16 protein-coding genes are annotated in these 12,272 nt (G+C 69.2%); 5 read left to right on the top strand and 11 right to left on the bottom strand.

Going from position 1 to position 12,272, the window contains the following annotated elements; genetic code table 11:
• Positions 1-16: 16 nt before the first annotated feature.
• Genes B5D37_RS12615 through B5D37_RS12595 form a run of 5 tightly spaced genes read right to left on the bottom strand, consistent with a single transcriptional unit; the run spans position 17 to position 2,888 of the window.
• Complete coding sequence (locus tag B5D37_RS12615; protein ID WP_327078557.1) at positions 17-658, bottom strand: LolA-related protein; 642 nt, start codon at positions 656-658, stop codon at positions 17-19.
• The gene (locus B5D37_RS12610; RefSeq protein WP_078759095.1) at positions 600-1,568 is read right to left on the bottom strand and encodes a lysophospholipid acyltransferase family protein; all 969 of its coding nucleotides are present in this window, start codon (positions 1,566-1,568) and stop codon (positions 600-602) included. The genes B5D37_RS12615 and B5D37_RS12610 overlap by 59 nt, the downstream gene beginning before the upstream one ends.
• Positions 1,565-1,855 (bottom strand): ApeI family dehydratase, encoded by a 291-nt coding sequence (locus B5D37_RS12605; RefSeq protein WP_078759094.1) that lies wholly within the window; start codon positions 1,853-1,855, stop codon positions 1,565-1,567. The genes B5D37_RS12610 and B5D37_RS12605 overlap by 4 nt, the downstream gene beginning before the upstream one ends.
• A 59-nt stretch (positions 1,856-1,914) precedes the next feature.
• Positions 1,915-2,604, bottom strand: coding sequence for a COG4648 family protein (locus tag B5D37_RS12600; protein WP_078759093.1), 690 nt, complete (start codon positions 2,602-2,604; stop codon positions 1,915-1,917).
• A 14-nt stretch (positions 2,605-2,618) separates the two neighbouring features.
• Positions 2,619-2,888 carry a phosphopantetheine-binding protein gene (locus B5D37_RS12595; RefSeq protein ID WP_078759092.1) on the bottom strand — a complete coding sequence of 90 codons (270 nt, stop codon included), beginning with the start codon at positions 2,886-2,888 and terminating at the stop codon, positions 2,619-2,621.
• A 97-nt stretch (positions 2,889-2,985) separates the two neighbouring features.
• Between B5D37_RS12595 and B5D37_RS12590 the strand changes: the two genes are divergently transcribed.
• From B5D37_RS12590 to hemB, 3 genes are all read left to right on the top strand, one after another.
• A complete protein-coding gene (locus B5D37_RS12590; protein ID WP_234987884.1) occupies positions 2,986-4,029 on the top strand; it encodes a chorismate transformation FkbO/Hyg5 family protein in 1,044 nt (347 codons plus the stop codon).
• A 78-nt stretch (positions 4,030-4,107) separates the two neighbouring features.
• The gene (locus tag B5D37_RS12585) at positions 4,108-4,356 is read left to right on the top strand and encodes a hypothetical protein (protein ID WP_078759091.1); all 249 of its coding nucleotides are present in this window, start codon (positions 4,108-4,110) and stop codon (positions 4,354-4,356) included.
• 52 nt (positions 4,357-4,408) lie between these two features.
• Entirely contained in the window at positions 4,409-5,404 is a 996-nt protein-coding gene (gene hemB, locus B5D37_RS12580; protein ID WP_078759090.1) for a porphobilinogen synthase, read from the top strand.
• A 45-nt stretch (positions 5,405-5,449) separates the two neighbouring features.
• Here hemB and B5D37_RS12575 read toward each other — a convergent pair whose 3' ends face one another.
• Complete coding sequence (locus B5D37_RS12575; protein ID WP_143814312.1) at positions 5,450-6,328, bottom strand: TolB family protein; 879 nt, start codon at positions 6,326-6,328, stop codon at positions 5,450-5,452.
• A 79-nt stretch (positions 6,329-6,407) separates the two neighbouring features.
• Between B5D37_RS12575 and aroE the strand changes: the two genes are divergently transcribed.
• Together aroE and B5D37_RS12565 are read left to right on the top strand one after the other, a co-directional pair.
• Positions 6,408-7,259, top strand: coding sequence for a shikimate dehydrogenase (gene aroE, locus B5D37_RS12570; RefSeq protein WP_078759088.1), 852 nt, complete (start codon positions 6,408-6,410; stop codon positions 7,257-7,259).
• Between the two features lie 3 nt (positions 7,260-7,262).
• Positions 7,263-7,529, top strand: a complete 267-nt coding sequence (locus B5D37_RS12565; RefSeq protein ID WP_078759087.1) for a YkgJ family cysteine cluster protein — start codon at positions 7,263-7,265, stop codon at positions 7,527-7,529.
• 51 nt (positions 7,530-7,580) lie between these two features.
• On the opposite strand, the gene B5D37_RS12560 is transcribed toward B5D37_RS12565, so the two are convergent.
• The 5 genes from B5D37_RS12560 to B5D37_RS12540 form a co-directional block, all read right to left on the bottom strand.
• Complete coding sequence (locus B5D37_RS12560) at positions 7,581-8,123, bottom strand: gamma carbonic anhydrase family protein (RefSeq protein ID WP_078759086.1); 543 nt, start codon at positions 8,121-8,123, stop codon at positions 7,581-7,583.
• Positions 8,124-8,159: 36 nt separating this feature from the next.
• Entirely contained in the window at positions 8,160-9,275 is a 1,116-nt protein-coding gene (gene tssG, locus B5D37_RS12555; protein WP_078759085.1) for a type VI secretion system baseplate subunit TssG, read from the bottom strand.
• A complete protein-coding gene (gene tssF, locus B5D37_RS12550; RefSeq protein WP_078759084.1) occupies positions 9,239-11,071 on the bottom strand; it encodes a type VI secretion system baseplate subunit TssF in 1,833 nt (610 codons plus the stop codon). The genes tssG and tssF overlap by 37 nt, the downstream gene beginning before the upstream one ends.
• Before the next feature lie 19 nt (positions 11,072-11,090).
• Entirely contained in the window at positions 11,091-11,579 is a 489-nt protein-coding gene (tssE, locus tag B5D37_RS12545) for a type VI secretion system baseplate subunit TssE (protein WP_078759083.1), read from the bottom strand.
• A gap of 84 nt (positions 11,580-11,663) precedes the next feature.
• Entirely contained in the window at positions 11,664-12,164 is a 501-nt protein-coding gene (locus B5D37_RS12540; protein ID WP_078759121.1) for an Hcp family type VI secretion system effector, read from the bottom strand.
• Positions 12,165-12,272 lie beyond the last annotated feature (108 nt).

Genomic DNA, 12,272 nt, shown 5'->3' with positions numbered 1-12,272 from the left:
CCACCAGCTGCTGTCGTCACGGGTTGTCGTCGCCGCGACACAGGGCCTGCAGGTCGGCAAGATCCTCAAGTTCGGCGGCATCGCTCGCCGCACCCGCCAGCAGGGTGCGCTGTGGCTCGGTCTCGCCGGCCGCCAGGGTTTCCATGCAGCGCAGCTCCGCGCCGCGACCGTGGAGGTCGATGCGCTCGACCTTGCCGGCCAGCGCCTGCTTCGGCACCAGGGTCAGCTCCCAGTCCTGTCGGGTGCCCTTGCTGGAGACCTCGTAATACCGCAACAGGGTTTCGCGATCGCCCGAGAGCAGGGCGCCGAAGCTGGCCTGCATGCCCGCCAGCTCCGGTGCACGGTCGAGGGCGAAGCTGCGGGGGGACTTTCCTGCGCGCTGGATGGTGGCCTGGCCGGCCTCGATGGTGGTGGTTTCCCGGTATGGCGACCGCACTTCCCGGACCAGCACCTCATCCTGCGGCCGGCGGTATTCGCCCACCAGCCTCAGCGGCGCCTTCAGCAGGCGCGACTCCCTCAGCTCCACGAAAGCCGTGCGCATCGGCGCCGGCCGGGCGAGCCGGTCCAGGATCCAGCCGCTGTCGACCCGGGTCGAAGCCTCAGGCGCCGCCGCGTGCAGCGAGCCGCTCAGCGCCAGCATCGCCAGCAACCATGTCATGCGTGGAAGTGTCATCGGGCCGCCAGAAATCATAGAAGTTGAACCAGTTGTACGGGGCGTCGCATGCATGGTGTTGCAACCGCGACGAATAGCGCTCGACAAGCTCGGGCAACAGGCGCGAACGCTGCGACCGCGGGACGTCCAGCCCTTCGCTGAAGACCTCGAAGCGCAGGTCGTAGCGGCGCCCGCCGCGGTACAGGCCGAAGGCAAGCACCACCGGCACCTTGAGCACCGCCGCGATCAGCCATGGCGCCGTCGGGAAGGACGCCGGGGCCCCCAGGAAGCGGCTGGCGTGGCCGGGGTGGCCGGGGTGCACCCGGTCCACCAGCAACGCCACCAGGGCGCCCTCGTCGGTGGCCTCCTTGATCGCCAGCATCAGCGAAGGGCCGCTTTGCCCGGCATCGATCACGCTGCGCGCCATTTCCGGATCCAGCGCATCGAGCAACTGGGTGATCGCGGGGTTGTGGCCCTTGTCCAGCACCACCCGCACCGATACGTCCGGACGTTTGCGTGCCAGCACCCGCAGCACCTCGAAACTGCCCAGGTGGGAGCCGAACACCAGCACGCCCTTGCCGCGGTCCAGTTGAGCGTGCAGGCCATCCAGCCCGTCGATGTCGATGTCGAACCGGTCCAGCTGGCCGCTGAGCATGAACACCCGGTCGAGGATGGTGGAGGCGAAACAGTGGATGTGCCGGGCGACGTCCGCAAGGCTCGCGCGCCTTCCCAGCACGCGGCCCAGGTAGGCGCGGGATGCACGCCGTTCGGGTCCGCGCACGACCAGGAAGTACAGCGTGATCGGGATCAGCAGCACACGTGCCACCGCACGCCCACCATGGCGGGCGATGGTCCTGATCAGCCAGAGCGCGAACCAGCCACCGCCTTCGGGACGCTGCTTCCAGTCGGCGGTCACGATGGCGCTCCCGCGGTCACTTCACCACTGGCCAGCAGGGTCTCGCCACGCAGGACCCGGAACTTCCAGCGCGGCATGGCGCCCTCCAGCTCGATCCGGGCGAGCTCACCCGGCAGCAGCGGCTGCATGAACTTGACCCGCGGCAGCCGAAGGCCATCCGCCGGGCCGCCACCACCCGCGTGGATCGCATCGATTACGTGATCGAGCAGCAGCACCCCGGGCACCACCGGCTGTCCCGGAAAGTGGCCCGGCAGGCATGGATGATCGAATGGAACGGAGAATTGCATGGAGGGCGACGCGGCGGGCGGTTGGATCCGGGCACAAGGATAAGCCACCCACCCCCGGGTCAATGGAACAGCGTCCGCCAGAAGCCGGGCCCGAGCCCCGCCATCCGCCGCATGAAGTCGAGGAAGCTGGGATGCCGGCCGGGGAAACGGAGCTTCCGGTACAGGTACTCGGCCATGAAGAAGCCCGCCACCACACCGTAATCGAGCAGGTTCGCGAACCACGACCAGGTCTGCTGCGACACGGCCAGCAACGGCGCATGGCCCAGCCGGACCAGCAGCCCGTCCGGCACCGCCACCAGCGCCAGTACCAGGTTCGCGAGCGAGAGCGCCGCCAGCAGCAGCGCCCAGCACGCCGTGAGCGACCGGGTGTAGCGCTTGAGGTCGGGCTCCAGCGCATGCGGCTCACAGTCCTCCAGCGCGGAGACGATGCGGCTGATCAGCGGCACCCGTCCCGGGGCCAGGCTGCGGCCGAACCACCACCCCAACAACGCCGTGAACACCACCGGCGGCGCCAGCAACAGCAACGCCGCCACCCCGGTGCCGCGCAGTGCCCACAGCCCGGCCGCGCACGCGGCCAGCAGCAACCAGGCACAGGCGCGCGCCCGGGCCAGCGGCAGCAGCAGCACGATCAGAGCAAGGTCGAGCAGGGCCAACAGCGCCAGCGGTTCGCTGCCGGCCACGCTGGCCCGGTGCGCCAGCAGCGGATAGGCCACCGCCAGCAAGACCCGCAGCGCGATCAGGAGAGGCATGCGGGCGCGCCTGTTCAGGCGGCGCGGTGTGCCTCGATGTGCGCCGACAGGCTGCGCAGCGATCCGAAGATCCTGCGGTTCTCATCGCTGTCGGAGCGCAGCTGGAAGCCATATTTCTTGCTGATCGCAAGCGACAGCTCCAGGGCGTCGATCGAGTCCAGGCCGAGCCCGTCGCCGAACAGCGGGGCTTCCGGGTCGATCTGCGCGGGGTCGGTATCCTCGAGGTTCAGGCTGTCGACCAGCAGCTTCGCCAGTTCGTGCTCGGCGGAGGTTTGTTCGGACATCAGGGGACTACCGGCGGCTTGGGAGGCGCAACGATCCTGCATCGGGCGCGGCGGCGCAACTGCGACGGCGATGGCGCCCCGCCAGTATCATGGCCGCATGACCGATCCAGCACCCGGCGCCGCAGCGCGCGCCGCCCCGGCCGATCCCCACGCGTCGCCCGTTCCCGCCAATGGCCCACGGCTTTCCGTCGACTATTCCGACACGTCGCCCGAGGCGCTGCTGGCGGCGCCGGACACCCTCGTGGTCCTGGGTTTCGGCGATGCGGCGCCCGACCACGACGACCCGCGCTACCTGCGGGTCCCGCTGCGCCAGCAAGGCCGGCCGCAGTTCGAGGTCTGGCGAGCCCGGGCCGGCGTCCGGCATGGGCGAGCCGATGGCATCGCCTGGGCGAGCGACGGCTCGCTGCAGTTCGGTGCGCTGGAGATCGACGAGCCCGATGGCGAAGACATCCGCGCGGCGGCAGAGGCGGCCTACAGGCGCATGCTCGGCTTCACCTCGGGTAGCGAATACCCGCACCTGCTGCGCATCTGGAACTACCTCGACGGCATCACCCTTGGCGACGACGACCAGGAACGCTACCGCCGCTTCTGCGTGGGCCGTGCCGAAGGACTGGGGAGCTTCGACGCCAACCGGCTCCCGGCCGCCACCGCCATCGGCCGCGTCGACGGCCGCCGCCGGTTGCAGGTGTACTGGCTTGCCGCCACCTCGCCGGGCACGCCGCTGGAGAATCCGCGCCAGATCAGCGCCTACCGCTATCCGCGCTGCTACGGGCCGCAACCGCCTAGCTTCGCGCGGGCGATGCTGCCGCCCGACGACTCGATGCCTTTGCTGCTGTCCGGCACCGCCGCCATCGTCGGCCATGAATCGCGCCACGCCGATTCGCTGGCCACGCAGCTGGACGAGACCCTGGCGAACTTCGCCAGCCTGCTCGAGCAGGCCCGCGCGCATCGCCCTTCCTTGCCGGGCGAGTTTGGTCCGGGCACGCGGCTGAAGGTCTATGTGCGTGATGCCGGAGAACTCGAGCTTGCCTCCCGGCTGCTGGCGGAACGGTTGGGACCGGAGGTTCCGCGGATCGTGCTGCAGGGCGCCGTCTGCCGGCGCGAACTGCGCATCGAGATCGATGGCGTCCATGACCTTTGAGCCGTGCATCGCCCGGCGTTCGCGGCGAACATTCCACCCACGGCGTTTGCCGGCAACAGGATACGAGGGAGAACGAACATGGGACTGATCAGCCTGCTGTGGGGCGTGGTCGCGATGATCTTGATGGTGATAGCGCTGATCCCGCTGCTGGGCTGGGGCAACTGGTTCCTGATCCCGTTCGCCGCGGTGGGCGCGGTGATCGCCGCGATCGGCATCGCCCTGACCCGCGAGCAGAACCGTGGCCGCGCCAAGGCCGGCCTGGTGCTGAACGGCATCGTGATCATCGTCGGCATCGTGCGGCTCGGGCTGGGTGGCGGGATCGTCTGACCGCCGCATCGCCTGACCCCGGCGGGGGCGGCCGGCGTCGTAGAATGGCCCCATGAGCAGCCACCCCTACGCACGCCCGCGGCGGATGCGCCGCGACGAGTTCTCCCGCCGCCTGATGCGGGAAACCGTCCTTACCACCAACGACCTCATCCTGCCGGTGTTCGTGCACGGGCACGATGGGCGCGAGCCGGTGGCGTCGATGCCCGGCGTGGAACGCCTGTCGATCGACGAGCTGCTGCGCGCGGCCGAGCAGGCGTGCGAGCTGCGGGTGCCGGCACTAGCACTTTTCCCCGTCACCGCCCCCGAGGCCAAATCGCTGGACGCGGCCGCCGCGTTCGATGACGAAGGCCTGTGCCAGCGCGCGGTCAGGGCCTTGAAATCACGCTTCCCGCAGCTGGGCGTGATCACCGACGTGGCACTGGATCCCTATACCCGCCATGGCCAGGACGGGCTGCTCGACGACAGCGGCTACGTGATGAACGACGAAACCGTCGAAGTGCTGGTCAAGCAGGCGCTGTCGCATGCGCGCGCCGGCGCCGACGTGGTGGCCCCCAGCGACATGATGGATGGCCGCATCGGCCAGATCCGCAGCGCGCTGGAGCTGGAGGGGCACGTGCACACCCGCATCCTGGCCTACAGCGCCAAGTACGCCAGCGCCTTCTACGGGCCCTTCCGCGATGCAGTGGGCAGCGCGGCCGCGCTCGGCAAGGCCGACAAGCAGACCTACCAGATGGACCCGGCCAACAGCGACGAGGCGATGCAGGAAGTCGCGCTCGACCTGGAGGAAGGCGCCGACATGGTGATGGTGAAGCCCGGCCTGCCCTACCTGGACATCGTGCGCCGGGTGAAGGACAGCTTCGGCGTGCCGACCTTCGTCTACCAGGTGAGCGGCGAGTACGCGATGCTCAAGGCAGCGGCGATGAACGGCTGGCTGGACGAGCGCGCCTGCGTGCTGGAGGCCCTGACCAGCATCCGCCGCGCCGGTGCCGACGGAATACTGACCTACCACGCCCTCGATGCCGCCCGCTGGCTGCGTGAAGCGGCCTGACAAGGGCCGCCACGACAGGCGGTCGCGGGTGCAGGCGCCGCCCGTCTAGGGCAGGCAGTCGCCGGATCCGTCCACCGCGGGTGCCTTCATGCGGTAGATGTCGGTACCACCGGCTCGCGGAGCCCGTGCGATTCCGCTGACCAGCAGCTCGGCAGGCTTGTTCCAGTCGACGCCCGGCCCGCGGGTGCGGTCCTCGGGTGTGTTGAACGACAGCTCCAGCACCCCGGCCTCCACGAAGCCGCCGGCCTGGCAACGGGCCAACTGCAGGCGCATGGCCTGGCCATCTGCGCTGGAACGGGTGAACACGATGCCGGTCCCGCTCCCAAGCCAGGTCGCCTCCATCTCATCCGCGGCGGTGTTGATGCCTTCCAGCGCGCGGGGTTCACCCCACTCGCCGTCCTGCCATTGCGATACAAACAGATCGAGCCCACCGGCTCCTCCGTGCCCGTCACTGGCGAACAGCAGGTGGCGGCCATCCTGCGTGGGGACCGGCGAAGACTCGTTCCCGCGCGTGTTGAGCGGGCCGGGCAATCGCTCCTGGGGCCCGACACTGCCATCGGCGCCGACCGGGGCGCGATAGAGGTCATGGCCGCCGGCGCCACCTTTGCGGTCGGAGGCGAAGTACAGCCACCGGCCATCGGCGGCGAAGGCGGGATCGAGATCCTCGCCCGGCGAGTTCAGCGACAGCGGCTGCGGATCCTGCCAGCGGCCGTCGATCAGCTCGGCGCGCCAGAGATCGCCACCGCCCGCACCACCCTCGCGATCCCGGCTGCCCCAGACGATCCAGCGACCGTCGTGGCTCACCGTCGCCCGCACCTCCGAGGCCGGCGTCGACACCATGTGCATGCCTTCGATGCCGTACTCGGACAGGAAAGCCGCCGCGGCTCCCGCCGTGCAGCATCCGGCGAGTAGACTGGCGCTCATCAGGAGCCGGCGCGTACGTCCCGTACGACTGTCTGTTCTCAAGTCATCCACCCCAATCAAACCATCCAAGGGAGCCTCCATGTCCGTTCCCCGTTTTGCCGTGATCGGCCACCCGGTTTCGCACTCATTGTCGCCGCGCATCCATGCCGCGTTCTCGCACCAGACGGGAATCGCGATGGATTACGGCACGCTCGACGCCGCCCCGACCGACCTTGCGGCGGCGCTGGAGCGCTTCCACCGCGATGGTGGCGCAGGCGCCAATGTCACGATGCCGCACAAACGCGCCGCGGCGGCATTGTGCGAAAGCCTGGCCGACCGCGCCGAGCGCTCGGGCGTGGTCAACACCCTGGTCCGCACCGCCACCGGCTGGCGCGGCGACAACACCGACGGCCTGGGGCTGGTGCGCGACCTTACCGATCGCCATAGCCAGGACCTGCGCGGGCGCCGGGTGCTGCTGATCGGCGCCGGCGGGGCCGCCCATGGCGTGGCGCCGGCACTGCTCGACGCCGGGATCGCCGACCTCTTCATCGTCAACCGCACCGAGTCGCGCACCGATGCCCTGGCCGACGCGCTCGGGGAGCCCGCGCGCGTGCACCCGCGTTACTTCAGGGACCTCGACACCCTCGGCTCGTTCGACCTGATCATCAATGCCACCTCGATTGGCCACGACGCCGACGGCAGCGAACTGCCGCTCCCCGGCTCGCTGATCAGGCGTCGCTGCGACGTGGTGGACCTGGCCTACGGCGAGGCCGCAATCGGGTTCCTTGCATGGGCGCGGGCCTCCGGCGCCGACCGGCTGATCGATGGGCTGGGCATGCTGGTGGAGCAGGCAGCGGAGAGCTTCGAGCTGTGGCACGGCGTGCATCCGGATACCGATGCGATCCATGACGAGCTGCGGGCCGAGCATCCGATCGGCAGCATCGGTCGCTGAACCATGTACTGCCGGGCCGGTTGCGGGGCGTGCTGCACCGCCCCCTCGATCAACTCGCCGATCCCCGGCATGCCCCACGGCAAGCCGGCCGGCATGCCTTGCGTCCAGCTCGACGACGACCTGCGCTGCCGGCTGTTCGGTGACCCATCGCGGCCGGCCTTTTGCGGGACATTGCGCCCCGGGCCGGACATGTGCGGGGTTAGCAGGGACGAAGCCATGACACTGCTCGGCACCCTCGAGCAGGCCACCCGCCCCGACCGCCCCCTGTAGGAGCGGCTTCAGCCGCGACCGTGCTCCCCGGAGCGGCCGCCATCGCCTGGCTCAGCCCTTGGCCATCCCCAGATAGCTGTCCTTCAACCGCATGTAGTGCCGCGGGCTGTACTCCAGGTTCTCGATCTCGCGATCCGTCAGGCGGCGCACGAAGCGGGCCGGGTTGCCCAGCCACAGCTCGGCTTCGCCCACCGTCTTGCCCGGCGGCACCACGGCGCCGGCGCCGACGAAGCCGTAGCGCGACACCACCGCCCCATCAAGGATGCGGGCACCCATGCCCACCAGGCAGAAGGCCTCCAGCCGGCAGGCGTGGATGATCGCGCCGTGGCCGATGGTCACGTCCTCGCCGATGACGGTCGGTAGCCCACCCGGGCGGGTGAAGGGCCCTTCGTGGGTGACGTGCACGATGGTGCCGTCCTGGACGTTGGTGCGTGCGCCGATCTCGATCGAGTTCACGTCGCCGCGGACCACGCAGCCGGGCCAGATCGAGACGTCGTCGCCAAGGGTGACGGCACCGATCACCGTCGCGGCCGGATCAACGTACACGCGCTCACCCAGTGAAGGGTGGTGCTCGAGGTAGGGACGGATGTTCATCGGCGCATTGTACGTGGGCGCCGCACGCCATTCGGGTCAGTGCAGGGCCTGCACCTCGTAGCATGTGTCGGAGCGCGGCCCGGTGGCCGGCCGGGAACACAGGTAGCTGTCGAAACCCAGGCGGGCCCCGGCACCTTCTCCCGTCTTGCCTCCTTCCGAGTCTCCACCCAGTGCGATGCCGCGCAGGTCATCGGGGGCCAGCACCAGCCGCACGCGGTATTCCAGCGACGACCCGGTCAGCAGCGCCAGCCACTTCGACAGCGCCCGGTTGGCCGCACCTCCGGGCAGGAAGGCGTCGAACTCGCTGCGCCGGAGCGGGCCGACCCACAGGCATACCCGGAGGTCGCGCTGCCATACCCGCTCCCCGGCCAGCGCCGTGCTGCCCAGCGCCGCGTTGCCGACGCCCAGGCGGGTGCGTTGCGTCTCCGGCACCGGGTACCAGGCACCGATGAACTGCTCGACCCTCAGCGGGACCCGGAAATAGGACGACAGCGTGCGCTGCAGCACCGCCGCCGATACGGGGCGCTGGCGGATGCTGCCAGCGTGGTGCGCGATGGACTGATCGAAGACGTCGCCCTCGCCATCCTGCAACCGGCCGCGCAGCGACGCCATGCCGAGCCCCGAAAGCGCGAGGACCAGCGGCAGGAACTTCTCGTCTCCGTCCAGCTCGTACTGGATCGCGAGGCGGTGCTTCTTCCACGCTGCGTAGTGCAGCGCAACCGCACGGTTGCTGAAGATGTCCAGGAACGCCCGCGGGGCATGGTCGCGCTGGTAGGTTTCGCGGGCGGCGAGCGTCTCGGTGTAGTGCAGTGGAAGCACGCCCTGGCCGCCGAGCATGCCCATGAAGGCCGGCACCAGCTGCACCGATCCCAGGTCCTCCATCTGCAAGGCATGCTCGACCGCGGCGGGACGCTCAAGCGCCGTGCCGTCGGTCGAGCGGGCCTGGATCGACTCCAGCTCGGCCGCGGGAAACGCCATCGCAGTGGAATTGCGAAAGCGCACCATGCGCGCGAGTGCATCACCCGGGCGCATGCCCTGCCGGGCGAACACCCGCTCCAGTATCCGCACCGCCTGGAAGAAGCCGAAGCGGTGCGGCGCCGCCAGCAGTTGTTGCGCTACACCAGGATCGATTCGCCGCTGCGTGGCTGGCATCTGACGAGTTCCTCCCCGGTGTCGGCCGACAGCAAGGTCAGCTGGGTGAAGCTGTTGGCGTGCACGTACAGGCCAAAGAAGTGGTCGAGCACGTTGGCGAAGGCCGCCACGCCGTGGCCGACGAAGGCGCTCTCCTCGATCGTCAGGCGGATCTCGATGCCCCGGACGATGCTGGCGAAGTGCTTCCCGGGCAGCCATGCCGTGGCCGGCCGGTGCTCCAGCGCGACCAGTCCGTCGATCTGCCGACCCGATGCGGTGCTTTGCGCGATGTCATAGAGGCGCAGCATCTCCTTGAGGGCGGGCAGGCCGCTCTGGCCCAGCGAGAGGTGGTTCAGGGACAGGTGCGAGATCAGCCGCCACTGTGCGCCGCGGCCGCGCTCGAAGCGCATCGACCGCGTCGGCTTCCGGAGCAGGCTGATGGCGCGGACCGCGCCGCCGCCCTCCATCGTCAGGTCGCCTCCGGCCACGCCATACGCCAGGTCCGCCGGAAGGTCGCGGTTGCTGCAGGTCAGCTCCAGGCTGACCACGTCGGTACCTGGCCTGACCGGATTGAAGGACAGGTCGACGAAGGACATCTCGGTTTCGAACCCCGGACTGGTGCGCGCGACCTGCTCGTCGCGACGCGTGAGCCAGTACTGTCCGGCCTGGTCGGGCGCCTCGCCGTGGTGCAGGGAGTAGAACGGCCGGAATTCGGTGACCTCCTCGCCCCGTGGCGTCTGCCGTACCTGCCGTACCGAGTCGATCGACACCACCTCGTAGGCGAATGCACGGCGGGCATCGGCGACCACCGGGTAGTGGGTGTCGCGGTGGGTGACCCGGATCGGCTCGCCATGCTGCGGGAACAGGTTGACCACCGGCGTGCAGCCCAGGCGGATGTTGTCCCGGCCGAGAGACTCCAGCAGCCGTCCGCGCGGCGCCCCGGCCGGCTCGGCGTCCAGCAGCAGGTGCACGGTGAAGGCGCCACCGCTGCGCATGCCGGGCACACCCAGGTCGAGGTCGAAGAAGCCGAATTTCTCGGGGAACGCGAACAGCTCGGTCAGCAGCCGGTAGGCCGGATGGGAGCGATCCGGGAAATCCACCAGCGCCTCGTCTTCCGCGAAGCCGACCTGGCGCAACGGCGACGCTGGCAGCGGCATCCAGCGCCCGCTGCCGGTCGGCTCCACGTAGGCCGCCCTGACACCGATCGCCAATGCATCCCGCAGCGCGGCACAGAAGGAAGGCTCGCCGTCGATGAACAGGCGGAGGACATCGAGCGCGGACGGGGGCCCCTCGTGGTCCCCGAGCCATTCGAAATCCAGGGAGACCTGCCCACCCGCCCCCGGCGGTGAAGACACGGCCATCGGGACCCGCGCAATGCCGGAGTAGCGGGCATCCACGACCCGGATGGGCGCCAGCACCACGTCATACGCGTTGCGGAACCGGCAGCTCGCGCCACGCACGCTGCGTGAGTGCAGCAGCGTGCCACGTGGCACCACCAGCGGATCGGTGAGCTGCGACAGGGCCGGACCCATGTCGAAACACGCGACCGAGCAGGAAGGAAATGGCCGCAGGTAGTGCGGGTACATCACTTCGAGCAGGGCCTCGGTGAACTCTGGATAGTCGTCCTCGATCTTCTTGCTGACGCGCGCGGTGAGCAGCGCGAACGACTCGATCAGGCGCTCGACGTGCGGATCCTGGCTGCCATCGCCGGACAACAGCAGGCGGCCGGCGATCTTCGGGTAGCGCTCGGCGAACTCGCGTCCGTGGCGGCGCAGGAAACCGAGCTCGCGCTCGTAGTGGGGCAGCAGGTCGTCCATCAGCCGCGGGCGCCGGTGCTCATGCCGCGGCAGGCCGGCGCATGCGGCTGATCGAGTACTGCAGGGTATTGGGTTGCAGCATGGCGTCGAAGCTCACGGCCTCGCGGGCGGGCTGCAGGTCGAGCAGGCCGTGGATCGAGAAGTGCAATCCGCCGACGCCGCGGCTGTTGCCGTCGAGCCGCACCCTGACATCGTGCAGGCGGGACTCGTGGCGGGCGATCGCCTGCTCCAGCGCGCGGCAGATCGCCGCTCGGTCATGGCCGTTGGCCAGGCTCATCGCCGAGAAGTCACGCAGCCCATAGGTCATCATCGACCTGCGGCAGTTGGGGTACGCAGCCAGGTCCTGCTCGCCATAGGCGGCGCGCGAGTTCAACAGTCCTTCCAGGTCGCGGGCGACCGAATCCTTGTACTGCTCCAGCGACACCGGCCGCGCGCTTTCGCGCGTCGCGACCCTGCGCGGCTCATCGTCGAACAGCTTTTCCAGCAGGCTGGGCTCGAATCCTTTCATGGGTCCTGTCTGCTCAAGCACCGCATCGCGTGACGTTGCGTGGCGTGGCGTGGCGGCGACCGGGGCCGCCACCACGCCGGCACATCACGAGACCGTGTAGGTCGGCTTGTTGTTGGTGTTGCTCCACTGGGCAACGGTCTTGCCGCCGGTGCCGCCACCCTGCTTCTGCTGGGTGTACGACCACTTGATCGCGCCGAAGCTCAGTTGCACCTGCTCGGACGGCATGCCGTCGTGGCCGAGCGCGGTGGACACGCGGTGGACCAGCACGTTCAGCAGCTCGATCGTGTAGTAGTTGATCGCGTTGCCATCCTTGTCGGCACGCATGAATTCGATACGGGCCTTCGGGAACGTGGTGCCATTGGCGCAGGCCTGGAACAACGCCGTGGAGGCCAGGTCGATGCGCTTGTTGAGCTCGATCGGGGTCATCTCGACGCGTGCGGCGGTGGTACCGCCGGCGCTCGATGCGGTGGCCGAACGCGGCTGGAGCACGTCCTGGTTGAAGGATTCGATCTCGATCCAATCCTTGTGCTCGGCGTCCTTGGACTCGCCCTTGATGGTGTCGATGCTGAGGAATGCGTGTTGCATGGTCTGGTTTCCTTTTGTTCCGTTCTTCCGTGAGATGTCGCCGGCCGTGGCCGGCATGTCGTGTTGCCTTGTCGCGACCACCGCCCTCCAGGGTCTGCGCCCCGTCCG

Source organism: Lysobacter spongiicola DSM 21749 (assembly GCF_900167055.1).
Lineage (GTDB): Bacteria > Pseudomonadota > Gammaproteobacteria > Xanthomonadales > Xanthomonadaceae > Novilysobacter > Novilysobacter spongiicola.
Note: the sequence above shows the minus strand (reverse complement) of the source record. Positions and strands in the feature narration are given on the sequence as shown.

What these genes read in the sequence shown, in the direction of transcription:
- B5D37_RS12615 (WP_327078557.1), bottom strand. Translation starts at nt 658, where the DNA reads ATGACATGGTTGCTGGCGATGCTGGCGCTGAGCGGCTCGCTGCACGCG.
- B5D37_RS12605 (WP_078759094.1), bottom strand. Translation starts at nt 1,855, where the DNA reads ATGCAATTCTCCGTTCCATTCGATCATCCATGCCTGCCGGGCCACTTT.
- B5D37_RS12600 (WP_078759093.1), bottom strand. Translation starts at nt 2,604, where the DNA reads ATGCCTCTCCTGATCGCGCTGCGGGTCTTGCTGGCGGTGGCCTATCCG.
- B5D37_RS12595 (WP_078759092.1), bottom strand. Translation starts at nt 2,888, where the DNA reads ATGTCCGAACAAACCTCCGCCGAGCACGAACTGGCGAAGCTGCTGGTC.
- B5D37_RS12590 (WP_234987884.1), top strand. Translation starts at nt 2,986, where the DNA reads ATGACCGATCCAGCACCCGGCGCCGCAGCGCGCGCCGCCCCGGCCGAT.
- B5D37_RS12585 (WP_078759091.1), top strand. Translation starts at nt 4,108, where the DNA reads ATGGGACTGATCAGCCTGCTGTGGGGCGTGGTCGCGATGATCTTGATG.
- hemB (WP_078759090.1), top strand. Translation starts at nt 4,409, where the DNA reads ATGAGCAGCCACCCCTACGCACGCCCGCGGCGGATGCGCCGCGACGAG.
- B5D37_RS12575 (WP_143814312.1), bottom strand. Translation starts at nt 6,328, where the DNA reads ATGAGCGCCAGTCTACTCGCCGGATGCTGCACGGCGGGAGCCGCGGCG.
- aroE (WP_078759088.1), top strand. Translation starts at nt 6,408, where the DNA reads ATGTCCGTTCCCCGTTTTGCCGTGATCGGCCACCCGGTTTCGCACTCA.
- B5D37_RS12565 (WP_078759087.1), top strand. Translation starts at nt 7,263, where the DNA reads ATGTACTGCCGGGCCGGTTGCGGGGCGTGCTGCACCGCCCCCTCGATC.
- B5D37_RS12560 (WP_078759086.1), bottom strand. Translation starts at nt 8,123, where the DNA reads ATGAACATCCGTCCCTACCTCGAGCACCACCCTTCACTGGGTGAGCGC.
- tssG (WP_078759085.1), bottom strand. Translation starts at nt 9,275, where the DNA reads ATGCCAGCCACGCAGCGGCGAATCGATCCTGGTGTAGCGCAACAACTG.
- tssF (WP_078759084.1), bottom strand. Translation starts at nt 11,071, where the DNA reads ATGGACGACCTGCTGCCCCACTACGAGCGCGAGCTCGGTTTCCTGCGC.
- tssE (WP_078759083.1), bottom strand. Translation starts at nt 11,579, where the DNA reads ATGAAAGGATTCGAGCCCAGCCTGCTGGAAAAGCTGTTCGACGATGAG.
- B5D37_RS12540 (WP_078759121.1), bottom strand. Translation starts at nt 12,164, where the DNA reads ATGCAACACGCATTCCTCAGCATCGACACCATCAAGGGCGAGTCCAAG.